At 68.3% G+C, this 23,722-nt stretch carries 24 protein-coding genes and 1 pseudogene; 13 read left to right on the forward strand and 12 right to left on the reverse strand.

The window, feature by feature from the left end; genetic code table 11:
- Positions 1–113: 113 nt before the first annotated feature.
- From rfbB to rfbA, 3 genes are read left to right on the forward strand one after another with little or no spacing between them, the layout of a single operon-like run.
- Entirely contained in the window at positions 114–1,163 is a 1,050-nt protein-coding gene (gene rfbB / locus ACFQ27_RS06055; RefSeq protein ID WP_377352965.1) for a dTDP-glucose 4,6-dehydratase, read from the forward strand.
- Entirely contained in the window at positions 1,160–2,053 is an 894-nt protein-coding gene (rfbD, locus tag ACFQ27_RS06060) for a dTDP-4-dehydrorhamnose reductase (protein ID WP_377352966.1), read from the forward strand. The genes rfbB and rfbD overlap by 4 nt, the downstream gene beginning before the upstream one ends.
- A gap of 5 nt (positions 2,054–2,058) precedes the next feature.
- Positions 2,059–2,955, forward strand: coding sequence for a glucose-1-phosphate thymidylyltransferase RfbA (gene rfbA / locus ACFQ27_RS06065; protein ID WP_377352967.1), 897 nt, complete (start codon positions 2,059–2,061; stop codon positions 2,953–2,955).
- A gap of 7 nt (positions 2,956–2,962) precedes the next feature.
- Here the strand turns inward: rfbA and ACFQ27_RS06070 are convergent, their stop codons facing one another.
- Both ACFQ27_RS06070 and ACFQ27_RS06075 read right to left on the reverse strand, forming a co-directional pair.
- Positions 2,963–4,378, reverse strand: coding sequence for an amino acid permease (locus tag ACFQ27_RS06070; protein ID WP_374348490.1), 1,416 nt, complete (start codon positions 4,376–4,378; stop codon positions 2,963–2,965).
- A gap of 154 nt (positions 4,379–4,532) precedes the next feature.
- Entirely contained in the window at positions 4,533–5,165 is a 633-nt protein-coding gene (locus ACFQ27_RS06075; RefSeq protein ID WP_377352968.1) for a TetR/AcrR family transcriptional regulator, read from the reverse strand.
- A gap of 134 nt (positions 5,166–5,299) precedes the next feature.
- On the opposite strand from ACFQ27_RS06075, the gene ACFQ27_RS06080 reads away from it, so the two are divergent.
- The 4 genes and pseudogenes from ACFQ27_RS06080 to ACFQ27_RS06095 all read left to right on the forward strand — a co-directional run bounded on the left by ACFQ27_RS06080 (position 5,300) and on the right by ACFQ27_RS06095 (position 8,179).
- Positions 5,300–6,142: a UDP-2,3-diacylglucosamine diphosphatase gene (locus ACFQ27_RS06080; protein ID WP_374348496.1), complete on the forward strand. Its 843-nt coding sequence runs from the start codon at positions 5,300–5,302 to the stop codon at positions 6,140–6,142.
- A gap of 42 nt (positions 6,143–6,184) precedes the next feature.
- Positions 6,185–6,379, forward strand: a pseudogene (locus ACFQ27_RS06085) (TetR/AcrR family transcriptional regulator); the annotation flags it as partial.
- Positions 6,380–6,490: 111 nt separating this feature from the next.
- Positions 6,491–7,588 (forward strand): glycosyltransferase family 4 protein, encoded by a 1,098-nt coding sequence (locus tag ACFQ27_RS06090; RefSeq protein WP_377352979.1) that lies wholly within the window; start codon positions 6,491–6,493, stop codon positions 7,586–7,588.
- A 33-nt stretch (positions 7,589–7,621) separates the two neighbouring features.
- The gene (locus ACFQ27_RS06095) at positions 7,622–8,179 is read left to right on the forward strand and encodes an NADPH-dependent FMN reductase (protein ID WP_377352969.1); all 558 of its coding nucleotides are present in this window, start codon (positions 7,622–7,624) and stop codon (positions 8,177–8,179) included.
- An 83-nt stretch (positions 8,180–8,262) separates the two neighbouring features.
- On the opposite strand, the gene ACFQ27_RS06100 is transcribed toward ACFQ27_RS06095, so the two are convergent.
- The 5 genes from ACFQ27_RS06100 to phnC form a co-directional block, all read right to left on the reverse strand.
- Positions 8,263–9,315: a substrate-binding domain-containing protein gene (locus tag ACFQ27_RS06100; RefSeq protein ID WP_377352970.1), complete on the reverse strand. Its 1,053-nt coding sequence runs from the start codon at positions 9,313–9,315 to the stop codon at positions 8,263–8,265.
- A gap of 26 nt (positions 9,316–9,341) precedes the next feature.
- Positions 9,342–10,613 (reverse strand): OprO/OprP family phosphate-selective porin, encoded by a 1,272-nt coding sequence (locus tag ACFQ27_RS06105; protein WP_377352971.1) that lies wholly within the window; start codon positions 10,611–10,613, stop codon positions 9,342–9,344.
- Positions 10,614–10,873: 260 nt separating this feature from the next.
- Positions 10,874–11,683: a phosphonate ABC transporter, permease protein PhnE gene (gene phnE, locus ACFQ27_RS06110; RefSeq protein WP_377352972.1), complete on the reverse strand. Its 810-nt coding sequence runs from the start codon at positions 11,681–11,683 to the stop codon at positions 10,874–10,876.
- The gene (gene phnD, locus ACFQ27_RS06115) at positions 11,683–12,690 is read right to left on the reverse strand and encodes a phosphate/phosphite/phosphonate ABC transporter substrate-binding protein (protein ID WP_374348704.1); all 1,008 of its coding nucleotides are present in this window, start codon (positions 12,688–12,690) and stop codon (positions 11,683–11,685) included. The genes phnE and phnD overlap by 1 nt, the downstream gene beginning before the upstream one ends.
- Positions 12,687–13,481, reverse strand: a complete 795-nt coding sequence (gene phnC / locus ACFQ27_RS06120; protein WP_374348706.1) for a phosphonate ABC transporter ATP-binding protein — start codon at positions 13,479–13,481, stop codon at positions 12,687–12,689. The genes phnD and phnC overlap by 4 nt, the downstream gene beginning before the upstream one ends.
- A gap of 250 nt (positions 13,482–13,731) precedes the next feature.
- On the opposite strand from phnC, the gene ACFQ27_RS06125 reads away from it, so the two are divergent.
- Together ACFQ27_RS06125 and ACFQ27_RS06130 are read left to right on the forward strand one after the other, a co-directional pair.
- Positions 13,732–14,985 (forward strand): type III PLP-dependent enzyme, encoded by a 1,254-nt coding sequence (locus ACFQ27_RS06125; protein WP_374348708.1) that lies wholly within the window; start codon positions 13,732–13,734, stop codon positions 14,983–14,985.
- A gap of 97 nt (positions 14,986–15,082) precedes the next feature.
- Positions 15,083–16,147, forward strand: coding sequence for a 1,9-bis(guanidino)-5-aza-nonane synthase (locus ACFQ27_RS06130; RefSeq protein ID WP_374348711.1), 1,065 nt, complete (start codon positions 15,083–15,085; stop codon positions 16,145–16,147).
- 54 nt (positions 16,148–16,201) lie between these two features.
- Here ACFQ27_RS06130 and ACFQ27_RS06135 read toward each other — a convergent pair whose 3' ends face one another.
- Positions 16,202–16,513: a hypothetical protein gene (locus ACFQ27_RS06135; RefSeq protein ID WP_374348713.1), complete on the reverse strand. Its 312-nt coding sequence runs from the start codon at positions 16,511–16,513 to the stop codon at positions 16,202–16,204.
- Positions 16,514–16,659: 146 nt separating this feature from the next.
- Between ACFQ27_RS06135 and ACFQ27_RS06140 the strand changes: the two genes are divergently transcribed.
- Positions 16,660–17,460, forward strand: a complete 801-nt coding sequence (locus ACFQ27_RS06140; RefSeq protein ID WP_377352973.1) for an acid phosphatase — start codon at positions 16,660–16,662, stop codon at positions 17,458–17,460.
- Positions 17,461–17,581: 121 nt separating this feature from the next.
- A complete protein-coding gene (locus ACFQ27_RS06145; protein WP_374348718.1) occupies positions 17,582–17,983 on the forward strand; it encodes a GFA family protein in 402 nt (133 codons plus the stop codon).
- 13 nt (positions 17,984–17,996) lie between these two features.
- Here ACFQ27_RS06145 and mgtE read toward each other — a convergent pair whose 3' ends face one another.
- On the reverse strand, positions 17,997–19,331 hold the full coding sequence (gene mgtE, locus ACFQ27_RS06150) for a magnesium transporter (protein WP_377352974.1): 1,335 nt from the start codon (positions 19,329–19,331) through the stop codon (positions 17,997–17,999).
- A 289-nt stretch (positions 19,332–19,620) separates the two neighbouring features.
- Here mgtE and ACFQ27_RS06155 point away from each other — a divergent pair, with 289 nt between their 5' ends.
- On the forward strand, positions 19,621–20,118 hold the full coding sequence (locus tag ACFQ27_RS06155; RefSeq protein ID WP_377352975.1) for a cupin domain-containing protein: 498 nt from the start codon (positions 19,621–19,623) through the stop codon (positions 20,116–20,118).
- A gap of 69 nt (positions 20,119–20,187) precedes the next feature.
- Here ACFQ27_RS06155 and ACFQ27_RS06160 read toward each other — a convergent pair whose 3' ends face one another.
- From ACFQ27_RS06160 to ACFQ27_RS06170, 3 genes are all read right to left on the reverse strand, one after another.
- Positions 20,188–20,565, reverse strand: a complete 378-nt coding sequence (locus ACFQ27_RS06160) for a DUF1801 domain-containing protein (protein WP_377352976.1) — start codon at positions 20,563–20,565, stop codon at positions 20,188–20,190.
- A 267-nt stretch (positions 20,566–20,832) separates the two neighbouring features.
- The gene (locus ACFQ27_RS06165) at positions 20,833–21,630 is read right to left on the reverse strand and encodes a molybdopterin-binding protein (protein WP_377352977.1); all 798 of its coding nucleotides are present in this window, start codon (positions 21,628–21,630) and stop codon (positions 20,833–20,835) included.
- Positions 21,627–22,379 (reverse strand): cytochrome b/b6 domain-containing protein, encoded by a 753-nt coding sequence (locus ACFQ27_RS06170; protein ID WP_374348729.1) that lies wholly within the window; start codon positions 22,377–22,379, stop codon positions 21,627–21,629. Before ACFQ27_RS06170 ends, ACFQ27_RS06165 begins: the two co-directional genes overlap by 4 nt.
- An 83-nt stretch (positions 22,380–22,462) precedes the next feature.
- Between ACFQ27_RS06170 and ACFQ27_RS06175 the strand changes: the two genes are divergently transcribed.
- Positions 22,463–23,395, forward strand: a complete 933-nt coding sequence (locus ACFQ27_RS06175) for a thioesterase family protein (protein ID WP_374348732.1) — start codon at positions 22,463–22,465, stop codon at positions 23,393–23,395.
- Positions 23,396–23,722 lie beyond the last annotated feature (327 nt).

Here is a 23,722-nt window from a genome sequence, read left to right on the forward strand (position 1 = left end):
GTCCCACGGCTCTGCGGGGGCGTGGGATTTGAGCGCGGCCCCCAGACCTGTTAATGCCGCTAGCCCCTGGAAATCAGGTGGCAAAACCGTCGCCATCGCTTACGAAAGTCGGCATGAAAGTTCTGATCACCGGCGGCGCCGGGTTCATCGGGTCCGCGGTCGTGCGCCGCGCTGTCGCCGAGGGCCTGGAGGTCGTCAACCTGGACGTCCTGTCCTACTCGGCGAACCTGGAGAACGTGGCGAGCGTCGCGGACTCCCCGCTCTACGCCTTCGAGCAGGCCGACATCTGCGACGGCGAACGGGTCAAGGCGATCTTCGCCAAGCATCGCCCCGACGCAGTGATGCATCTGGCCGCCGAGAGCCACAACGACCGCGCCATCGACGGGCCGCTGGACTTCGTGCGCTCTAACGTCATGGGCACCGCCGTCCTGCTGGAGGCCGCCCGCGCGCATTGGCTGAGCCTGGAGGGCGCGGCCAAGGCGGCGTTCCGCTTCCACCACGTCTCCACCGACGAGGTGTTCGGGGCCCTGGGCGAAGAGGGCGCCTTCACCGAAGAGACCCCCTACGATCCCAATTCGCCCTATTCGGCCTCCAAGGCCGGCGCCGACCATCTGGTGCGCGCCTGGGGCCGCACCTTCGGCCTGCCGGTGGTGATCACCAACTGCGCCAACAACTACGGCCCGTTCCAGTTTCCGGAAAAGCTGATCCCGACCGTGGTGCTGCGCGCCATGGAGGGCAAGTCGATCCCGGTCTATGGCGACGGCCGCCAGGTCCGTGACTGGCTGCACGTGGACGACCACGCCGACGCCCTGCTCACCGTCCTGCGCAAGGGCCGACTGGGCGAGACCTACTGCATCGGCGGCGACTCCAACCTGCGCAATATCGAGATCATCAAGATCCTCTGCGCGCACCTGGACAAGCTGGCGCCGGCCAACGTCAAGCACGAGACCCGCATCGAGTTCGTGGCCGACCGTCCGGGCCATGACTTCCGCTATTCCATCGACGCCTCCAAGCTTAAGCAGGAGCTGGGCTGGGAGCCCAGGACCCCCCTGCCGGAAGGCCTGGAGGACACCGTGCGCTGGTACGTTGAGAACCGCGCCTGGTGGCAGGGCATCCGTGAGCGCGGCTTCCACTCCGAGCGCCTGGGCCTTACCCCCGCATGAGCCTGCGCATCCTGCAGTTCGGCGCGACCGGGCAGCTGGCGCGCGAGATGCTGGCCCGCGCCAGCGCAGGCGTCGAGGTGACCGCCCTGTCCCGCGCTGAGGTCGACCTGACGGAGCCCGACGCCATCGCCCGCGCCATCGGCGAGGCCGGCGATATCGACCTGGTGCTGAACGCGGCCGCCTACACCGCCGTCGACAAGGCCGAGAGCGAGCCGGACCTGGCCTATGCGGTGAACGCCTGGGCGCCCCAGGCGATGGCCAAGGCCTGCCAGGCCCGCGGCGTTCCCCTGGTTCACATCTCGACCGACATGGTGTTCTCCGGTGAGAAGGCCGGCCCCTATCTGGAGACCGACGCCCCGGCCCCCCTGCACGTCTATGGCGCCTCCAAGCTGGCCGGCGAGATGGCGGTGCTGGACGCCTGCGACCGCGCGGTCGTGGCCCGGGTCTCATGGCTGTTCTCGGCCTTCGGCCAGAACTTCCTGCAGATGATGCTGAAGCTGGCCCAGACCCAGCCCAAGCTGCGGATTGTCGACGACCAGCGCGCCCGGCCCACGGCCAGCGGCGACGTGGCCGCCTTCCTGCTCAGCCAGGCCCAGCGCCTGGCCGCGGCGCCCAAGGGCGCGCGCGAATGGGGCCTGCTGCACCTGGTCAATGACGGCGAGGCCAGCCGCTATGAAATGGCCCAGGCGATCTTCGAGCTGGCCTGGGCTGGCCGCGCTGCGCCGGTCATGGAGCCGGTGCCGACCTCGACCTTTCCCACCCCGGCGCGCCGGGGCCTGAACTGCGTTCTCGACGCCGGCCGACTGAAGTCGGTCTATGGCCTGTCCCTGCGCCCCTGGCGCGAGGCCCTCGAGGACGCCATCGCCGACCTGACGCCCGCGGAGGCCTGAATTCCATGAGACGCGGCATTGTCCTGGCCGGGGGATCCGGCACCCGCCTGCACCCGCTCACCCTGGCGGTCTCCAAGCAGCTTCTGCCCATCTACGACAAGCCGATGATCTACTATCCGCTGTCGGTGCTGCTGCTGGCCGGCACGCGCGAGATCCTGATCATCACGACGCCGGAAGACCAGGCGGGCTTCAAGCGCCTGCTGGGCGACGGCTCCCAGCTGGGCGTGCGCTTCGAATACATCGTCCAGCCCAGCCCTGACGGCCTGGCCCAGGCCTATATCCTGGGCGAGGAGTTCGTGAACGGCGACCCCAGCGTGATGATCCTGGGCGACAACATCTTCTTCGGCCAAGGCTTCTCGCAGATGCTGCGTTCGGCCGACGCGCGCACCGACGGGGCCACCGTGTTCGGCTACCAGGTGCACGATCCGGAGCGCTATGGCGTCGTCGAGTTCGGCGAGGCCGGCAAGGTGCTCAGCATCGAGGAAAAGCCCAAGGCGCCGAAGTCCAACTATGCGGTGACCGGCCTCTATTTCTACGACGGCAAGGCCAGCGAATACGCCAAGACTCTGAAACCCTCGGAGCGGGGCGAACTGGAGATCACGGCCCTGAACCAGGTCTATCTGGACGCCGGCCAGCTGAACGTCGAACTGCTGGGCCGCGGCTTCGCCTGGCTGGACACCGGCACCCATGACAGCCTGATCCAGGCCGGCGAGCTGGTGCGCACCTTTGAGCAGCGCCAGGGCCTGCGGATCGGTTGCCTGGAAGAAGCCGCCTATCGCATGGGCTTCATCGACCAGGCCCAGCTGGCGGACCTGGGCCGCGCCCAGGCCAAGAGCGAGTACGGCCGCTATCTGCGCCAGATCGCCGAGCGCCCGCCGGGCGTCGACGAACCGGGCGAGTAGGCCGGGATCAGGTCCCGGCCAGGCGACTGCGCGTGCGTCCGTAGGCCAGGTAGACGATCAGGCCGACGCCGTTCCAGACGAAGAACAGCACCTGGGTCACCGCCGCGAGGCTGGTGAACAGGTAGACGCAGCCCAGCACCGCCAGCGGCCCGACCAGGAACCACAGCGGCGTCTTGAACGGGCGCTCCAGGTCCTTGCGCTGCACCCGCAGCACCATCATGGCGATGGCCGTGGCGATGAAGGCCGCCAGCGTCCCGGCGTTGGCCACCTCGGCGATGAACTTCAGCGGCAGGAAACCGGCCATGGCCGCGGCGCAGACCCCGGTCAGGATGGTCACGGCGGCCGGCACGCCCCGGCTGTTCACCGCCGACAGGCTCTTGGGCAAGAGGCCGTCACGGGACATGGCGAAGAACACCCGGCTCTGGCCGAACATGAAGGCCATGATGACGGTGGGCAGGGCGATGACCGCGGCGGCGGCGATCAGCACCGCGGCCATGGAATGACCGTGCTCGCGCAGGATGAAGGCCAGGGGCTCGCCGGACTTGGCGAAGACCTCGAAGGGCGAAGCGCCCAGGGCCGCGGCGGCCACCACCATGTAGATGGCGGCGCAGACCAGCATCGAGCCGACGATGCCGATGGTCAGGTCGCGCGACGGGTTCTTGGCCTCTTCCGCCGCCGTGGAGATCGCATCGAACCCGTAGAAGGCGAAGAAGATCACCGCCGCCGCCGCCATGACGCCGCGCTTGACCCCGTCGGCGTCCACATGGGCGTTGAAGCCATAGGGCATGAAGGGCTGGAAGTGCCCGGCGTTGAACTCCGGGAGGGCCAGGATGACGAAGGCCGCCAGGGCGATGACCTTGAAGATCACCAGGTAGAAGTTGATGGTCGCGCTCTCCCGCGTGCCCACCAGCAACAGGCCGGTGACCGCCAGGGTGATGACCACCGCCGGCAGGTTTACGAGGCCGGGAACATCCCCCCAAGGGCCGGCGGCCAGCGCGGCGGGCAGGCCCCAGCCGTGGCTGACCAGGAAGCCCTGGGCATAGCCGGACCAGCCGACCGCCACGGTGGAGCAGACCACGGTGTATTCCAGGATCAGGCTCCAGCCGATGATCCAGCCCACCAGCTCGCCCATGCCAGCGTAGGAATAGGTGTAGGCCGAGCCCGCCTGGGGCATCAGGGTGGCCATCTCGGCGTAGCAGAGCGCGGCGAAGGCGCAGACCGCGCCGGCGACGGCGAAGGACAGGATCACCGCCGGACCCGCCTGGCCCGCGCCGACCCCGATCAGGGTGTAGATGCCGGTGCCGATGATCGCGCCCACGCCCAGGGCCGTCAGGTGCGGCCAGGACAGGGTCGCCTTCAGGCGATGCTCGCCCTCGTGGTGATGCGGCGCAGAGATCGGCTTGCGCCGGGTGATGAAGCTCATCGGGATCGTCCCCCCAACTCCCAGACAGGGGCGGAGCATGAGCAGCGTTTCACGCCGCGGGCAAGGGGCCGATGCGAAAGGAACGCCCACCGAAACCGCCGGGCGGGGGCGCAAAACTTCTGTCTGGAGCCTAGGAGAGCGGAAATTCTCCCGCCTATTCCGGCCACAGCTCCTGGACGTCGCCCTTGCGGTTCAGGACCCGGACGGCGCGTTTGACCACGGTCAGCAGGCGGTCGCGGCGGGCGGCCTCGTCATACATCAGCGCCCCCTTGGCCAGGCCCTCCAGCAGGAAGCGGCCAAGGTCGCGGCTGGTCTGGAAGCGGGGGTCGGCGCCGGCCTGGGCCAGGGCCAGGAAACGGTCGCCCACCTGCAGACGGTCGAAGGCGGCCTGGGCGCCGGCCAGGCGCTCGCGCAGCATCTGGTCGGTGCGCGCGGCGGCCTCCAGCTCGGCGAAGGCCACGAAGGGGATTTCGTGCAGCAGCGACCAGTAGGCGTCGATGGCGTGTTCGGCGGCGTCGACGCCGGGGCCGGGCGGGCTGGCGGCCTGCTCGAACAGGCGGGCGCGCTCGACCTCGATATAGGCCACCGCGGCCTCGACCAGCTCTTCACGACTCGCGAAATGGTAGAGCATCGCGCCGCGCGTCAGGTTCGCGGCGTCCGCGATCATGGCGTTGGTGGCGGCGTGGTAGCCGACCTCGGCGAACAGCCGCATGGCGGCGTCAAGAATACGCGCGCGAGTTCGCCGAGACTTCGGCGTCTCCTTCGCAGGATAGGTACGGGCGTCCATAGGGACCTGATGTTACGTAAGGCTCGGGGAGGATGAGCCTGGGCAAATCCTTACTCCCTAAGGTGGCGACGCAAAAGGGCCTGCGACGATTTCACGAGACTGACATGCAAACAGCCTAACCGGCGGGCAGACAGATGCGCGCCAGGGAGGCCAACTTGGGCGAGGTCGCGTTACGCCGTTATCGGACGGTGTTCATTTCCGATGTTCACCTGGGCACCAAGGGCTGCCAGGCCGAGCTGTTGCTCGATTTCATCCGGCATGTGGAGTGCGACACGCTCTACCTGGTGGGCGATATCATCGACGGTTGGAAGCTGCGCAACGGCTGGTACTGGCCCCAGGCCCACAACGATGTCGTGCAGAAGATCCTGCGTCTGGCGCGCAAGGGCGTGAACGTCATCTATGTCCCCGGCAACCACGACGAGATGGTCCGCGACTTCTGCGGGGTCCATTTCGGGGGCGTGGTGGTGGCCCGCGACGCGGTGCACGAGGCCGCGGACGGCAAGCGCTATCTGGTGGTGCACGGCGACGAGTTCGACGGGGTGGTGCAGCACGCCAAGTGGCTGGCCCTGCTGGGCGACTACGCCTACCGGGCGCTGATCAGCGCCAACACCTTGTTCAACCGCGCCCGGCGCAGGCTGGGCTTCGGCTATTGGAGCCTCTCGGCCTTCCTGAAGACGCGGGTGAAGAACGCCCTCCAGTTCATCGAGAACTTCGAGGCCGCTGTCGCCGATGAGGCCCGGCGCCGGGGCGTGGACGGGGTGATCTGCGGCCACATCCACAAGGCCGAGATCCGCGACATCGACGGGACCGCCTACATCAACGACGGCGACTGGGTGGAAAGCTGCACCGCCCTGGTGGAACATGCGGACGGCCGGTTCGAGATCCTGGAATGGGCCAAGATCCGCTCCTGGTCGGCGATCGACCGCGCCATGAAATCCAGCCCCGCGGCTACGGACCTCGAGCCTGTAGCTGCGTGAAGTTGTTGACACTGCTCGCGCATTGACGGCAGGCTTACTGTCATGACCCTGCCGCCTTCGAAGTACGTCTCGTCCCTGCGTGACCGCCAGAAGGCGGAGACCCACGACCAGATCCTGCACGCCGTCGGGCGCAAGCTGGAGTCCGGCGGTTTCGAGGAGATCTCGTTCGCCGAGATCGCCGAGGAGGCCGGTGTGGGCGAGCGGACAGTCTATCGCCACTTCCCGACTCGTGAAGCCCTGATGGGCGCCTTCTGGGCCTGGCTGCAGACCCAGGCCGTGGCCCCGACCCGGCCCGCCAAGGCCCGGGTCCGCGACGCGGTGCGCGCCGCCCACGACGGCCAGAAGCCGATGCGCATCCTGGTGGCCACCGACGCCTGGGAGCCCCAGGTCAACGGCGTGGTCCGCACCCTGACCCGGGTGATCGCCGAAATGCGGGCCATGGGCCACACGGTCGAGGTGATCAGCCCCGACCAGTTCAAGACCTTCCCCTTGCCGACCTACAGCGAGATCAAGGTGGCCGTCGGCGCCTATGAGCCGGTGCAGGAGCGGTTCAAGGCCTTTGAGCCCGAGGCCATCCACATCGCCACCGAAGGCCCGATCGGCCTGGCCGCGCGGCGCATCTGCGTGGAATGGAAGCTGCCCTTCACCACCAGCTACCACACCCGTTTCCCGGAATATGTCTCGGCCCGCCTGCCCCTGCCGCTGGCCGCCGGCTACGCCTATATGCGCTGGTTCCACAAGCCGTCCGGGCGGCTGATGGTGGCCACGCCGACCATGCGCGACGAGCTGTCCCAGCACGGCTTCCGCAACATCACCGCCTGGTCGCGCGGCGTGGACACCGAGCAGTTCCACCCCAAACGGGACGACGAGCCGGATGTGTTCGCCGATCTGCCGCGGCCCATCTTCCTGTCCGTGGGCCGGGTGGCGGTGGAAAAGAACATCGAGGCCTTCCTCGGCCTCGACCTGCCCGGCTCCAAGGTGGTGGTCGGCGACGGCCCCCAGAAGGAGGAGCTCGAGGCCAAGTACCCGGAGGTGCGCTTCACCGGGGCCAGGTTCGGCGATGAGCTGGCGGCGCACTTCGCCTGCGCCGACGTCTTCGTCTTCCCCTCGCTCACCGACACCTTCGGCCTGGTGATTCTGGAGGCCATGGCGGCGGGCACGCCGGTGGCGGCCTATCCGGCGCCGGGTCCCATCGACATCATTCCGAACTCCGGCGCCGGCGTGCTGGCGTCCAGCGCCACCGAGGGCCTGCGCGAGGCCTGCCTTGAGGCCCTGAAGCTGGACCGCAAGCGGGTGCGCCAGTTCGCCGAGGGCTTCTCCTGGCGCGCCTGCGCCGAGGACTTCGTGCGCAACCTGCAGCCCTATCCGGAGCCGGAGAAGACCCGCTTCTGGCGCAAGCTTCGCCGTCTGGCCCGCGTGCGCCGGCGTCGTCCCGAAGCGGCCTAGAAAGGAATCGCGCGGCGCCCCAGCCTCGGGGCCATGCGCATCCTCGCCATCTCCGGCAGCCTGAGGGCCGCCTCCAGCAATTCGCGCCTGATCGAGGCCCTGCCCCGGCTCGCGCCCGCTGGCGTCGAGGTGGTGATCTGGCGCGGGCTTGAGGGCCTACCCTATTTCAACCCGGACCTGGACGTGGATCCGCCCCCCGCGCCGGTGGCCGAGCTGCGCCGCCAGATCGGCCTGGCCCAGGGCCTGGTGATCTGTTCGCCGGAGTACGCCCACGGGGTGTCGGGCGCGATGAAGAACGCCCTGGACTGGCTGGTCTCCAGCCTGGAGTTCCCGGCCATCCCCCTGGCCCTGATCAACGCCGCGCCCCGCGCGGTGCACGCCATCGCCCACCTGCGCGAGACCCTGGCCACCATGTCCGCCGCCTTCGTCGAGGAGGCCTGCGTGACCGTGCCGCTGCAGGGACGGGACCTGACCGCCGCCGACATCCCCGGCGCGCCGGGGATCGGCGACCTGCTCACCGACGCCATGGCCAGGTTCTGTAAGGCCCTGCCGGCCTTGCAGGCCGAGAGACTGTTCGGAAACGGGGCCTGAAAACGGAAATCGCCGCGGCCCCTAAGGACCGCGGCGCTCTCCTCGGACGCTGGGTGTGGGTCCAGCGAACCTTTGTGTCTGGCTTAGGCCGCGGGACGCGCCATCGGCGACAGCTTTTGAGCCGCCTGCTTCTGGGCGTCGTGCTGGCCGGCCGGCAGCGGGATCAGGCCCCGCGACTGCAGGTAGCCGCCACGACCCGTCGCCGCGTCGGAGACGAACTCGTTGACGAATTCCTGCAGGCCCTGGGTCACCCCGATATTGGCCTTCTTCACGTAGATGTAGAGCGAACGCGCCAGCGGATAGGAGCCGTCGGCGATGGTGTTCGGCGAGGGCTTCACGCCGTTCACCGAAGCGCCCTTGATCTTGTCCATGTTCTCTTCGAGGTAGGACCAGCCGAAGACGCCGAGCGAGCCCGGGGTCTTGGTCAGGGTGCCGACGATGGCGTTGTCGTTTTCGCCGGCGTCCACCCAGCCGTCCTTGCGGAGCGGGTCGACCAGTTCCTTGAACTTCTTCTCGTTGTCCGAGCGGATCGCGTCGGCGGTCGGGAACTTGCGCGCGCCGGCCTCGATGGCCAGTTCGACGAAGGCGTCACGGGTGCCGGACGACGGCGGCGGGCCGTAGACCAGGATGTTGTTGCCCGGCAGACCGGCGCCGACTTCGTCCCACGACTTGTAGGGGTTCGGGACGAACTGGCCGAAGCGCAGGACCTTGGCCGCCAGGCCCAGGTACAGCTGCTCGGTCTTGAAGGCGTAGTCCGCGCCGTCCTTGTCAGTGGCGATCACGATGCCGTCGAAGCCGATCTTGATCTGGACGATGTCCTTCACGCCCTTGGCGGCGCACTGGTCGAACTCGGACTTCTTCATCGGACGCGAGGCGTTGGCGATGTCCGGGAAGGCGTCGCCGGTGCCCGAGCAGAACAGCTTGATGCCGCCGCCGGTGCCGAGGCTTTCGACCTTCGGAGCCTTCTTGCCGGTCTTCTTGGCGTAGTTCTCGGCCACGCGGGTGGCGAAGGGGAACACCGTCGAGGAGCCGGCGGCCCAGACGTAGTCGCGGGCGGCCCAGGCGTCGGTGCCGGCGCCCATCAGGGCGGCGGCGGCCACACAGCCGAGCAGCGCCTTGGTTTGCTTGGTCTTCATGACAAATTTCTCCTGATCGCCCGGACTTAGAAGTCCAGCTGGGCGCGCATCTGGAACTGGTTGATCTTCACGTCGCGGCCGGGGCCGGGATTGTCGATGTCAGCGCTGGTGTAGTTGGCCTGCAGGCGGACATAGGCGGTCGGGTAGTAGTTGGCGCCCAGGGTCCAGCCCTTGTACTTGCCGGCGTCCTGCGACAGCGTCTTGCCGGCCGCGGTGGTGGCGGTCGAGTAGGCGTCGGTCAGGTCGGCGTAGTCGTAGCGGGCCAGCAGTTCCACGCCGCCCAGGCCACCGGCCGTGATCGGGTCGATGATCTTCGGACGACCGAATTCACCCTTGGCCGCGTCGTAGTTGCGGCTTTCGCCGGTCGGCCAGAAGCTGACGAAGGCGTAGCCCACCTTGACGTCCGGATCGCCGCCCGCGGCGACGGTCTTGAGGCGGTTCACCTTGATGTCGGCGTACTCGCCCTGCACCGAGAAGTTATTGTGAACCCAGGCGCCTTCGACGCCGTAGGTCACGTCCGTGTCGCCGATGGCGCCGGTGGTGTAGTAGCGGCCCGAGTCGCCATAGCCGGTGCTCGGACGGCCGGCGAAGCTGAAGCCGCTTTCGTCACCGTGGTTGCGGTAGCGGGCGAAGGCGCCGAGGTGGACCTTGTCCATGTCGGTGAGGATCGGGGCGTAGGAGCCGCGAACCGTGTAGCCGATCCGCTCCTTGGAGCCCGGATTGGCGCCGGCGGTGTTGTTCACGTCACCCGAATTCAGCGAGTTGCCCTGGATGGCGCCCGTGAGGGTCCAGTTCAGGCCGTTCGCCTTGGCGACGACCGAGGCCAGGTAGCTGTCCGGACCCATGTCGCCGTACGGACCGCGGTCCATGAAGCTCAGGAAGCGGGTGGAGGTCAGGTTCTCAAGGCCGGCGGCCTTGATGTTGCCGACCATGATCGAGGTCCACTCGTTCGGCTTGAACTCGATGACCACGTCGTCCCACGACCAGGCCCCGCCGTTCACAGCGCCGCCTTCGGCCTTGTAGGCGATGTAGTTGTTCAGCTTGCCTTCGACGCCCAGGAACGCCTGGCGGCCGCGGATGTTGGAGGTCTGATAGTCGGCCAGCGGCGCGACCCGGTCGACGTCCTGGAACACGTAGTCGATCAGCAGACGGCCACGGACCTTGAACTGCACATCGTCATTGGTCCATTGCGGCGCGCCCTTCCAGGCCACCGTCGTGTCCTGGGCGCTGGCGGCGGTGGCCGCGAGCGCGGACACGCAAAGCGCCGCCCCGGCGCAAAGCGCGGTCTTGATATTCATCTGTCAGGATCCTTGTTGGCTGTCCCCGTGAGCCTCTTCAGGCTTAGGCGGGGCTTAGCGACGTCCTGTGACGCTCCGGACAAACATCCATGACAGTCCGACTGCGGTTATGTGACAGTTTTTCCGCACAAGGACGGACAGCCTGGGCGCAAAGGCGCACAGGTTGCCATTTTTCATATAAAAATCAGAAAGTTGGCCAATCAAGGCCAGCGACCGGGCGACCACGGCCTAGCCGTGGCGCCGCGGTCACACCCGCCGGCTCAGAGCAGGCGGGCGCGGATGGTCTGGCTGAGCAGGTCGATCAGGGTGACGGCGACCACGATGACGATGGCGATGGCCGAGACCTGGGCGTAGGCGAAGCTGTTGAGGCTTTCGAACAGGGTCTGGCCGATACCGCCCGCCCCGATCAGGCCGAGCACCGTGGCCGAACGCGAGTTCGATTCAAAGCGGTAGAGCGCATACGAGCTCCACAGCGGCGCGACCTGGGGAATGACGCCCCAGACCACTTCCTGCAGCGGGGTCGCCCCGGTGGCGCGGACGCCTTCGACGGGACCGCGGTCGATGGATTCGACGGCTTCCGAGAACAGCTTGGCCAGCACGCCGCCGGTGTTGAGGGCCAGCGCCATCACGCCGGCGAAGGGGCCCAGGCCCACGGCGACGATGAACAGCATGCCGATCACCAGGTCGGGGACCGAGCGCAGCAGGTTCATGAACAGGCGCATCGGCTGCTGCAGCCAGGCTGGCGAGACGTTACGCGCGCAGGCGAGGCCAAAGGGAATGGCCAGCACCACGGCCAGGACAGTGCCCCACAGGGCGATCTGCACCGTCAGCCACATCTGGGAGACATAGAGCTTCCACAGGCCGAAGTCGGGCTTGATCAGCTCCTGGCCGAACTGGCGCATGTTCTCGGAGTTGGTGAACAGCATCGGCAGCCGGCGCATCTCCACCGGACCAAAGGCCACGATCAGCATGATGATGACGCCGCCCCAGACCAGGGCGTCGGGCGCACGCTGCATCAGGGTGCGGCTGGGCGGCGGCGGGACCGCCGCGGTGGAGGTCTGCGAGCTCATCAGGCGTCCGGATTGGTGGCGCGGTGCTGGGCGGCCTTGGCCTGGATCTCGGCCAGGGCCTTCTCGGCGGCGGCGATCTTGGCAGGGTCGCCGGAGCGGCGGGCGTCGACCAGGGCCTCGGCGGCCTCCATCTCGCGCACGGGATCCAGATAGCTGCCGTCGGCCGGGCGGAAGCCGCCATAGGCGAGGCCTTTGAGGACCTCGCGCTGCTTGTCGGCCTTGGGGCCGGTTCCGGTCCCGTAGGTCAGGAAGAACTGGCGCATCTTCTCGCGGATGGCCGGATCCAGGTCCTTGCGGGCGACGATGGAGCTTTCCGGCAGGGGCGGCGAGGACCAGATCACCTCGACCTTCTCGGCGATCTGCGGATTGTCGCGCTTGGCGAAGACCAGGCCGACCGAATTGTTGGTGGCCACATCGAGCACGCCGTTGGCGACCGCGAAGACATTGGCCTGGTGGCTGCCCGAGCGGACCGTCTTGAAGCACTTGGCCGGCTCGATGTTGCGCGGCGTGAACAGGTAGGCCTTGGGGGCCAGGGTGCCCGAGGTCGACTTGGCGTCGCCCATGCCGAAGTTCAGCGACTTGTCGCACTTCAGCACCTTATCGAGGGTGACGCCCGCCCCCTTCCGCGCGATCAGCACGGATTCATAGGAATCGACGCCGCCCGAATCGACCACGCGGCCGAGGATCTCGCCGTTGGCGCGCTCGGTCGCCTCAAGGGCCGGCACAGCCGAGAACCAGCCCACCTGCACCTGGTTGAAGCGCATGGCCTCGATCAGGGAGGTGTAGTTGGAGGCGAAGAACGGCTTCACCGGCACGCCGATATAGGCGCTCATGTCGTCGATCAGCGGTTGCCACAGGGGGCCCATGGACTGCTGGTTCTCGGCCGACAGGATCGAGAAGGTCAGTTCCTTGGGGGTCGCCGTCTTGGGCGCCTCCGACTTGCCGCATCCGGCGAGGGTCAGGGCCGCGGCGACGCCGAGGCCGGTGATCAGGCTGCGACGGATCATTCGGGAGCTCCTTCCCAGAAGACGTCTTCGAATTCGGGACCGTAGATGTCGATCAGGCGCGCGCGGTCCAGGCCGCTGGCCGGGCCGTCATAGACCAGCTTGCCGGCCTTCAGGGCCACGACCCGCTTGCAGTAGCGGGTGGCGTAGTCGACCTGGTGCAGGGTGACGACCACGGTCAGGCCGTCGCTGGCGTTCAGGTCGGAGAGCAGTTCCATGACCTTGCGGGCCGAAACCGGGTCCAGCGAAGCGACCGGCTCGTCGGCCAGGATCACCTTGGCCTTCTGGACCAGGGCGCGGGCGATGGCGCCGCGCTGCTGCTGGCCGCCGGACAGGGTGTTGGCCCGCTGGCCGGCGTAGTCGGCCACGCCCACGCGGGCGAGCGCCGCCATGGCCGCCTGCTTGGTCTCCTTGGGCCACAGGCCGAACAGGCCGCGGACCACCGGGATCCGGCCGAGCGACCCCAGGGCCACATTGCTGAACAGGGTCAGCCGGCCGACCAGGTTGAACTGCTGGAAGATGAAGCCGATGCGGATGCGCACGTCGCGCACCTTCTTGGAGACCTTGCCGGCGCTCTGGACCGGCTGGCCGAAGGCCTCGATCACGCCGGGGCCGGCGTCGATGGTCTGCAGGCCCGTGATCGAGCGCAGCAGAGTCGACTTGCCCGACCCGGAAGGGCCGATCAGGGCGATCATCTCGCCACGGGAAACATTGAGGGAAACCCCGTCGAGCGCCTTTCGGGCGCCGAAGCTCTTGGAGGCGTTCCGCACGGTCAGGACGGCGGCGTCAGACATGGATGGCGAGGGTTCCTCGGGATCGTCGCGCGACAGGCCAAGGGGGCTAGATCGCCCAAGCCTGCGACGGCTTCATGACACGGCGCCCCGCCCCCGGTCCAGCGTCCGTTAACGTGGGGGCGGGCTGCGACGTCAAAGGACTTTACATCGGGCGCAATAGACCCTATCTCGCGCGCTCCGGCGGACCCGATGTCCTCAAAAGCGCTGCTAACGCCGGCTAGGTTCAACAATCCGTTGGGGGTTGCGTGAGGTGCAAAGGTACCATACGCCCCTGGACCTGGTCCGCATGCGGGCGCCCGAACGACCTGTCGCCATCGCGCGACCGGACGCGGTGTCTGTAGCGGCGCGCTGGTTCCAGGACAATTTTAAAGGCGACGTCTTCTACGCTGTTAAGGCGAACCCTTCGCCGTGGGTCATCGAGACCCTGGCCGCGAATGGGGTGACGTCATTCGATGTGGCTTCGATCCGCGAGATCGAGCTGGTCGCGCAGCACGCGCCGGGCTCCCGCATGGCCTTCATGCACCCGGTCAAGAGCCGCGCCGCCATCTCGGCCGCCTATTTCGACCACGGGGTCCGCACCTTCTCGCTGGATTGCCACGAGGAGCTGGACAAGATTCTCGACGCCACCGGCGGGGCCAAGGACCTGAACCTTATGGTTCGCCTGGCCGTCTCGGCGGACGGCGCGGCCTATTCCCTGGCCGGCAAGTTCGGGATCGACCCCCTGCAGGCGCCAAGCCTGCTCCTGGCCGCGCGCCGCGCGACCCAGGAGCTGATGGGCGTGGCCTTCCACGTGGGCAGCCAGTGCATGCGTCCCACCGCCTATCAGGCGGCCATGACCCAGGCCTCGCGCGCTCTGGTCCGCGCCGGCGTGTTCGCCGACGTGGTCGACGTGGGCGGCGGCTTCCCCTCGGTCTATCCCGGCATGACGCCCCCGGCGCTCGAAGACTATATGGACTCCATCGAGCGCGGCTTCGCCGAGATGATGGTCCATGAGACCACCGAGCTGTGGTGCGAGCCCGGCCGGGCCCTGGTGGCGGAAGCCTCTTCGGTGCTGGCCAAGGTCGAGCTGCGCAAGGGCGACGCCCTGTATCTGAACGAGGGCTCCTACGGGACCATGTTCGATGCGGCGCACGCCAAGTGGCCGTTCCCGGTGAAGATGATGCGTCGCCAGGACGACGACGCCCACGAGGTCGAGGGGCCGCTCAAGCCCTATCGCTTCTACGGGCCGACCTGCGATTCCATCGACCACATGCCCGGCCCCTTCTGGCTGCCCGAGGACGTCCGCGAGGGCGACTATATCGAGATCGGCATGCTGGGCGCCTATGGCGTGGCCATGAGCACCGGCTTCAACGGCTTCGGCGAGGTCGAGACCATCTCGGTCGAGGATGCGCCGATGGCCTCGATGTACGGCCTGGCCCGGCGTTCGATCGCCAAGCCGCGTTCTGACCTGCAGAACGTCGTGAAGCTGTCGCGCGCCCGAGGCAAGAAGCGTCGCAAGAAGTAGGCTGAAAGGCTGAACAGTTCAGGCGCGGCCGGTCGCTCCGTCCCGGTCGCGCCTTTCTATTTGGACGGGCGCTCAAACTCTTCGAGGACCCTAGAGAATGACCGCTGACGTCGTGAATTCGAACCGTAAGGCCCAACTGCTCTCCACCACTGTCGAGCATGTGGCCATCGACCAATACGATGCGCGCCCGGTGATCGACGCCATGCGCCAGATGAGCTTCACCAGCCGCGACACCGCCCGCGCCGCGGACATCCTGTCCCTGTCGTTGGAAGACGCCGGCTGCTCGACCTGGCTGATCCTGGCCGGCTCGACCAGCGCGGGCGGCTGCATGCACATCTATCGTGACATGGTGAAGTACGGCCTGACCGACGTGGTCGTGGCCACCGGCGCCTCCATCGTCGACATGGACTTCTTCGAGGCCCTTGGCTTCAAGCACTACCAGTCGGAAGCCCAGAACCCCGTCGACGACCGCGACCTGCGCGCGATGTATATCGACCGCATCTACGACACCTATATCGACGAAGAAGAGCTGCAGGCCTGCGACGAGACCATCTTCCAGCTCTGCAACGCCCTGGAGCCGCGCCCCTATTCGAGCCGCGAGTTCATCCACGAGATGGGCAAGTGGCTGGCCGACGGCAACGCCAAGAAGCCCGACAGCCTGATCGAGACCGCCTACAAGGAAGGCGTGCCGATCTTCTGCCCGGCCTTCGTGGACTCTTCGGCCGGCTTCGGCCTGGTCAAGCACCAGGTCGAGCGCATGAAGGAAGGCAAGCCCTACCTGACCATCGACGCCGTGGCTGACTTCCGCGAACTGACCGACATCAAGATCGCGGCCGGCACCACCGGCCTGTTCATGGTGGGCGGCGGCGTGCCGAAGAACTTCGCCCAGGACACCGTGGTCTGCGCCGAGATCCTCGGTCACGAGGTCGACATGCACAAGTACGCGGTCCAGATCACCGTGGCCGACGTGCGTGACGGCGCCTGCTCGTCCTCGACGCTGAAGGAGGCCTGCTCCTGGGGCAAGGTCGACGTGACCTGGGAACAGATGGTGTTCGCCGAAGCCACCACCGTGGTGCCGCTGATCGCCTCGGACGCCTGGCATCGCGGCTCGTGGAAGACCCGCGAGCGCCGCCGCTGGGCCAAGCTGTTCGTGAAGGCCTGAACCTTCGCTAGGACCTGATCGAGGGCCCCTCTTCGGAGGGGCCCTTTTTTTCGTTCAGCCGCGCCCCTGGTCGGATCCGCGGCCCCAAGCGTCCAGCAGGGCGCCGAAGCTCAGCATCAACAGGGCCGGATTGACCCGGAAGCGCCCGGGCAGGAACACCCCCACCGACAGGACCAGCAGGATCAGGGGCGAGACCAGGATCAGCAGCGGCGCGGCCAGGGTCCGGATCGGAAGCGATCGCCGGGCCTGGGCCACGCGGCGCCACCGCAGGCGCTCGGCCCGCTCCGCCATGGCCGCGAAGCCGCCATCGCGCCGCGGCAGGGCGGGCGACGGAACGCTCAGCGACTTGGAAGGCTCGTGGCTCACGCGGGTCTCCGAAAGGCGAAACGCAGTCTAGCGGAAACGCCGTCGGCTCGCAGCCCGATCCGGGTCTGGTTCGCCCTGGCCTTGGCCGCCTGCGCCGGGCATCATGAGCCGCAACAAATAGGGCGCAAGCTTTGCGGGGGAACGACATGCAGCGGAAACACCTGGTCACCGGAACGGCCCTGCTGCTGACCGCCGCCCTCGCCGGCGCGGCCATCGCCCAGGGCCAGGCCCCCAAGCCGCCCAGCGGCGGATATCTGGGCGCCGCCGCCCCAGACACCTATCGCATCCTGCCTCAGGCGCCGGTCGAGGGCACGATCCGCTATGACGCCGACCGCAAGGCCTTCGCGAACACCCGCAAGCTGAAGGACACGCCGCGCTGGGACCTGGCCATCACCGACGTGAACCAGTTCGCCATGCCCAAGCACATGGCCTGCGCCCTGGGCGTCGAGCTGACCGCCCAGAACGCGCCCAAGACCCTCGCCATCCTGTCCAAGATGGCGCCGGACGTCGGCTACGCCACCAACCATCCCAAGGACATCTACCAGCGCAAGCGCCCCTACCTGATCGATGAGGGTCCGATCTGCGTGCCCAAGGATCCGCTGCTGGCCGCCAGCCCGGACTATCCCTCCGGCCACGCCACCTGGGGCTGGACCGTCGCCCTGGTCCTGGCCGAACTGGCCCCCGACCGGGCCACAGAGATCCTGATCCGCGGCCGGGCCTTTGGTGAAAGCCGCATGGTCTGTGGCGTCCACAATATGAGCGCCGTCGAGGCTGCCCGCACCAACGCCTCGGCCCTGGTCGCCGGCCTGCACGGCTCGGCCCAGTTCCGCGCGGACATGGAGGCCGCCCGCGAGGAGGTCGCCAAGGCCCGCGCCGCCGGCCCCGCCCCGGACGCCGCCGCCTGCGCCAAGGAAGCCGACCTGACCAAGTCCTCGCCCTACTATTGAGTCTGGCCGGCCAGGTTTGACGTCAACATGGACGATGGGGTTTCCGCAATGGCGCAATCCCACTTTGTGTATTTAATACAATAGCTTAATACCGTTCTACTTGCCGCACAGGGGACCCACCATGCTCACCGGAAGCTGCCTGTGCGGCGGGGTGGCCTATGAGGTCGAGGCGGAGCTGGACGCCATCGCCCACTGCCACTGCGAGACCTGCCGCAAGGCCCATGGCGCGGCCTTCTCCAGCCTGGCGGCGGTTCCCAAGGCCAAGTTCCGCTGGACGCGGGGCGAGGCGCTGCTGGGGGCCTACGACTCCTCGCCCGGCAAGACCCGCCGGTTTTGCACTCGCTGCGGCTCCCAGCTGGTGGCGGATCGGGCGGGCGGCGACCAAGTGATGCTCCGCCTGGGCTGCCTGGACACGGCCGTCACGGTCGAGCGCCAATGGCACATCTGGCGATCCGACGGCGCCAGCTGGTACGACCCCGAGGCGGACCATCCGATGCTGCCGGAAGGGCTGCAGCGGGGGTGACCGATCAAGCCCCTCACAACAACGTCCCATGCAGCACCACCAGGGCGACGCTGAAATAGATCACCAGGCCGGTCACATCGACGAGGGTGGCGACGAAGGGGGCTGAGGCGCTGGCGGGATCGAAGCCCAGGCGCTTGAGGGCGAAGGGCAGCATGGAGCCTGACAGGGAGCCGAAGGTGACGATCCCCACCAGGCCCGCGCCGACGGTCAGGGCGATCAGGGTCCAGTGCGGCCCGTAGTCATAGATGCCCGCCGTCTGCCACAGGGCGATCCGGCCCATGGCGATCGCCCCCAGGATCGCCCCCAGGGTCAGGCCGGTCGGGACCTCCCGCAGGGCCACCTTCCACCAGTCGGCCAGGCGCAGCTGGCCCAGCGCCAGGGCGCGGATCAGCAGCGAGGTCGCCTGGGACCCGGAATTGCCGCCCGAGCTCATGATCAAGGGGATGAACAGGGTGAGCACCACCGCCTTGGCCAGTTCGTCCTCGAAATGCTGCATGGCGCTGGCGGTGAGCATCTCACCCAGGAACAGGGCGCACAGCCAGCCGGCGCGCTTGCGGATCATCTCGGCGAAGCTGATGTGCAGATAGGGCTCGGCCGTGGCGGTGACGCCGCCGAACTTCTGAACATCCTCGGCGCTCTCGGCCAGGATGGCGTCGATCACATCGTCCACGGTGACGATGCCCAGGACCTGACCCCGCGCATTGAGCACCGGGGCGGACAACAGGTCATGGACCGAGATCAACCGGGCGACCTCCTCGCGGTCCATGTCCGGCGTCACGGCGATGGGCGCACGGTCAGGGCCGACCGCCTCAATCGGCGTCTGCGGCGCGGCGGAGATCAGCTGGCGCAGGGTGACGATGCGCACCAGGGCCCGGGTCGCGGGGTTCAGCACATGGATGGCGTAGACCGTCTCGCGGGTTCGCTCGACCTCGCGCAGGTGGGTCAGGGTCTGGGCGGCCGTATAGCCCACCGGCACGCTGACAAACTCGGTGGTCATCAGGGCGCCGGCCGTATCGGGGGCGTAGGCCAGCAGCTGCTTGAGGCCGGCGGCGGTCTCGAAATCGAGGCGGGACAGCAGCGCCGTGCGGTCCGGTCCGTCCAGGTCGCGCAGGGCGGCGGCGGCGCGGTCGGCGGACATGGCGGTCAGCAGCGCACCCGCATTGGCGAGGCTGGTCAGCAGCTGGCCCACCCGGGCCAGTTCGGCGCGGTCCAGCACCTCCACCGCCCGGTCGAAGGGCAGGCCTTCGAGGGCGGTGACGGCGTCGGCCAGGGTGAGGGCGTTCAGGCGCGTGACGATATCGGCGATGTGTTCGCCGCCGGCGCGCAGGGTGTCTTCGGTATGGGTCATGGGAGCTCCTCCGTCCGCCGCCGCGGCGGGACGAAGGCGCCGACCCCTATGAGGTCAGGCCAGGTCCGGCCGCGACGGCGCGGGTGATCGACTGTCGCTGGGCATAGGGGTGTGGGGTCCTTTGAAGACCGGACGGCAGGCGCCCGGCGAAGGCGGCATGGTCCTGCGTTTGGGGCGGCATTGAGGCGGGGCCGTCGCCCGGAAGAAGACCAAGTTGAGCCGCCGGGCAGCTGACAGGTTTTGGCGGCGAGCGCGATAGGATGGCGCTGGACAGGACAGGAGCCTTCCCATGCCCCAACGCCCGGACTTCATCGCCCACTGGTCAGAGCTGGAAGCGGCGGAGCCGCATCGCTATGCGGGCGACGACGAGCCCATGGGGATCGACGCCTCGCTGGGCCGCAAGCTCGGCCTGACCCGGATCGGCATCCACCATGTGCGCCTGCCGCCCAGCCGACGCACCTCCTACCCCCACGCCGAGAGCGCCGAGGAGGAGTTCATCCATGTGCTGTCGGGCACGCCGGACGCCTGGATCGACGGGGTGTTGCACCGCCTGAAGCCCGGCGACAGCGTGGCCTTCCCGGCCGGGACCGGCGTCTGCCACAGCGTCCTCAACAACACTGACGAAGAGGTGACGCTGATGGTGGTGGGCGAGGCGCGCAAGCCGGAGAACCGGGTCCGCTATCCGCTCCACCCCGAGTTTGAGCGCGATTGCGGCTTCGGATGGCCCGACGCCCCGGTGCGCGAGCTGGGACCGCATGATGGCCGGGCGAGACGGCCCGGGGACTGACCCCTGCCGGGATCCAGCCCTCAAGAAGATTGAACCACGAACCACACGAAAAACACGAACGCGCCGGGCTTATCGAGGGGGCTGACGGAGCCATCTGGCGAACAGGTCCTCCAGGCCCTCGCGGCGCGCCTCGACGTCCTCGACGCCATGGAAGACGATCACGCCCCGGTCGGGGGCCAGCCAGGTGGCGAGGCCTGCCGGGTCGCTGAACTCAAAGCCGGCCACGTCCTTGGGCTTGGCCCCGCGGTGGAGCACGACGCGGACGCCGCCCCGGCGTTCCAGGCCCAGGGTGATCAGATCGGTGTCTCCCAGCGCGAAGCTGGGCGCGTTCCACTTGATGCGTTCGGACAGGTCCCTGTGCGCGGCCCTGATGATCTGCCGCAGACGGTCGACGATCTGGAGCGTGGTCGCATCCAGGCCCGCTCTGAACTGGTCAATCGACGACACGGCGCTCTCCAGGTGACGTGCTGAGGACGTCCGGGCCGGGCGCGGGCCGACAGGGCTGGTTGTCTGCAGGAAGACAGGACCACGAAAGACACGAACGGGTCGGAGGTGAAGAGCCCTTCCACCCCACCGCTCATTCCCGCGAAGGCGGGAATCCATGCTGACTTGCCTCCCCCATAGATCAGAGGGCTCCCGAGTGGCGGCGCCGAAGGCCGCTAGCCAACTCACTCCGCTTGGATTCCCGCCTTCGCGGGAATGAGCGGGAGGGGCTCAAATCCCCGCGTACCACTCATACCCCCGGTCCTCCCAGAAGCCGCCCTTGCCGCCGGAGATGTGGCTGAAGTCGGCGACGGCCTCGATGCGGGCGAGGTACTTGGCGTGTTTGTAGCCGAGCTGGCGTTCGACCCGCAGGCGGACCGGGGCGCCGTGGGCGACCGGCAGGGGGCGGCCGTTCATGGCGTAGGCGAGGATGGTCTGGGGGTGGTGGGCGTCGATCAGGTCGATGCTCTCGTAGTAGCGGCCGAGCTCGCCGGCGCTCTCGTCCAGGCTGTCGAAGCAGTGGAAGACCAGGTAGCGGGCCTCCGGCTTCACCCCGGCGCGGTCGAGCAGGGGCGAGAGCCGGGCGCCGGTCCACTGGCCGATGCTGGACCAGCCCTCGACGCAGTCATGGCGGGTGATCTGGGTGCGGGCGGGCGCGGCGCGGAGGTCGGCGAGGCTTAAGGCCTGGGGCCGCTCCACCAGGCCGTCGATGACCAAGCGGTAGTCGGCGAAGCCCGCCTTAAGATGGGCCTGGTAGGCCGGATCGCGCGGGCGGATCGAGCCGTTGGCGCGGAAGTCCTTTGAGATGTCGGCCGGGGTGAATTCCTGGGCCAGCGCCATGCGGCCCTGCAGGCTGCGCTGGGACCGGTAGGTCAGGCCCTCGGCCTTGGCGATCACGCCGGTGACCTTGCGGTTGGCGTTCAGCTTGTCGACCACCCGGTCGCAGGCTGAGGTGGCGAGCGCCAGGCCCGAGGCGGCCAGGCCCTGCAGCCAGGTGCGGCGAGGTAGGCCAGTGAGGGGCAGGCTCATGCGGGCTCTCCCGTGCGGCCACGGACAGCGACGGCCAGCACCATGGCCAGGTGAACGAGGACAAAGACGACCACCAGGGTCGCGCAGATGAAGTGGAGCGAGCGGGCCGACTGACGCCCGCCGAACAGCTCCACCAGCCAGGGCCAGGCGGCGTTCATGCCGGGCGACATGGTCAGGCCGGTGAGCACCATCAGCGGCAGGACGATGGCGACGACGCCCAGATAGGAGAGTTTCTGCAGGGTGTTGAGGCCAGGGGCGAAGCGCAGGCGGGCGTGCTCGGCGATCTCGCGCGCCAGGTGGCGGGGGGCGAGCTCTGAGCGGGCGGGGACGAACCGGCGCCAGCGGCCGCCGGCCGCATTGGCGGTGAGATAAACGGCGCCGTTCAGCACCAGCACCCAGGCGAAGAAGAAGTGCCAACGTCGGCCGCTGGCCAGGTCACGATAGCTGGGCAGGGTCGCCCAGGCGGGAAAGCCGCGCGGCTCCTTGCGGCCCTCCGCGCCCGAATAGCCGAGCAGGCCGGTGGTGTCGAAGCGCGCCTGGCCGATTTGGGTCACGCCATAGACCCGGTCCTGGCCCTCGATCATGCCCATCTGCAGCCAGGGGGCGTCGAAGGTCGACTTGTGACCCCAGTAGAGGGCGGGGTGGGCGTTGAAGACCTGCAGGCCGCTCATCACCAGGACCAGGATGGCGAGCGCGTTCACCGCATGGGTGAGACGGACCAGAAGCGGCTTTTCGCCGGGCTTTCGCATGCGTCCTCCCTCGGTCTCCAAACGACAGTTCGCGCGAACGGTGCGGTCGGTTACACAGCCTAGATGATTTTGAGGGGATGGGCGTGAGCGAAGGCGCGGAAGTCTGGAGCGGCGGGGTCAACACCTGGGAATGCGACGAGATGGGGCATCTCAATGTCCGCTTCTGGGTGGCCAAGGCGTTTGAGGGGCTGGGCGGCCTGGCGCGGCTGTTGGGCATGCCGCGGGCGTTCGCCGCCGACGGCGAGGCGACCTTGGTGGTCCGCGAGAGCCACATGCGATTCCTGAAAGAGGCCCACGCCGGCGCCGCCCTGACCATGACCGGAGGGGTCGTGGAGATGGGGGAGACCGAGGCCCGCATCCTGCTGGTGATCCGGCATCCCACAGGCGCCCCGGCGGCGACCTTCCAGATGGTGGTGGCGCACGCGACCAGCCGCGACCTGCGCCCCTTCCCCTGGCCGGCGCGGGTGCGGGCGGCGGCGGGCGCCTTGAAGATCGAGGTTCCCGGCTTTGCGGCGGCGCGCAGCATCGACCTGTCGCCGGTGGCCGAGCCCACGGCGAGCTTCCCGCGTGCGGAAGAGCTGGGCCTGCAGCGAATCGGCATGGGCACGGTCCAGGTCCAGGAATGCGATGTGTTCGGCCGCCTGCGCGGCGAGATGTTCATCGGCCGGGTCTCCGACGGGGTCGCGCGGCTGTTCGGCGACAAGCGGCCGGGCCCGGCCCTGGCCGAGGGGGAAAAGGCCCCCAGGGTCGGCGGGGCGGTGCTGGAATACCGCGTGCTGCACCTGGGCTGGCCGCGGCCCGGCGACCATGTGGAGCTGCGCTCCGGCTTCGGCGGCGCCGAGACCCGGACCCGGCGGGTGTTCCACTGGATGGTGGACCCGGTGAGCGGCCGGCCCTGGGCCAGCGCCGAGGCGGTGGTGATCAGCTTCGACCTCGACGCCCGCAAGGTCATCGACATCAGCCCTGAGGCCCTGGCGGAGTACCAGGCCCAGGCGATTCCCGGCATTGGGCTGTAGAGCTTCTCCTCCCCCGCAACGCGGGGGAGGATAGGTTGTTTGATCACGGGTCCGTGAGTTCGGGGGTTGCCGCTGTCACAAACATGGCCATAGTCCGCGCAGCGCCGGGCTCGCGGGTCGAGGCTGGCGTTCCAACGTCACTTGGCAGGAAACCCTGGACATGACCTACCTCCGCACGTTCCTGGTGGCGGGCGCCGCCATCGCCGCCCTCTCCACCGCCGCCTGCAGCAAGCCGGCCGAGAAGGCCGACGCCGCCGCGGCTGAAGCCACCACCGAGGCGACCACCGCCGCGGCCGCCGCCGACACCGCCACCGACGCTGCGGCCAC

Source organism: Phenylobacterium conjunctum (assembly GCF_042679085.1).
Lineage (GTDB): Bacteria > Pseudomonadota > Alphaproteobacteria > Caulobacterales > Caulobacteraceae > Phenylobacterium > Phenylobacterium conjunctum.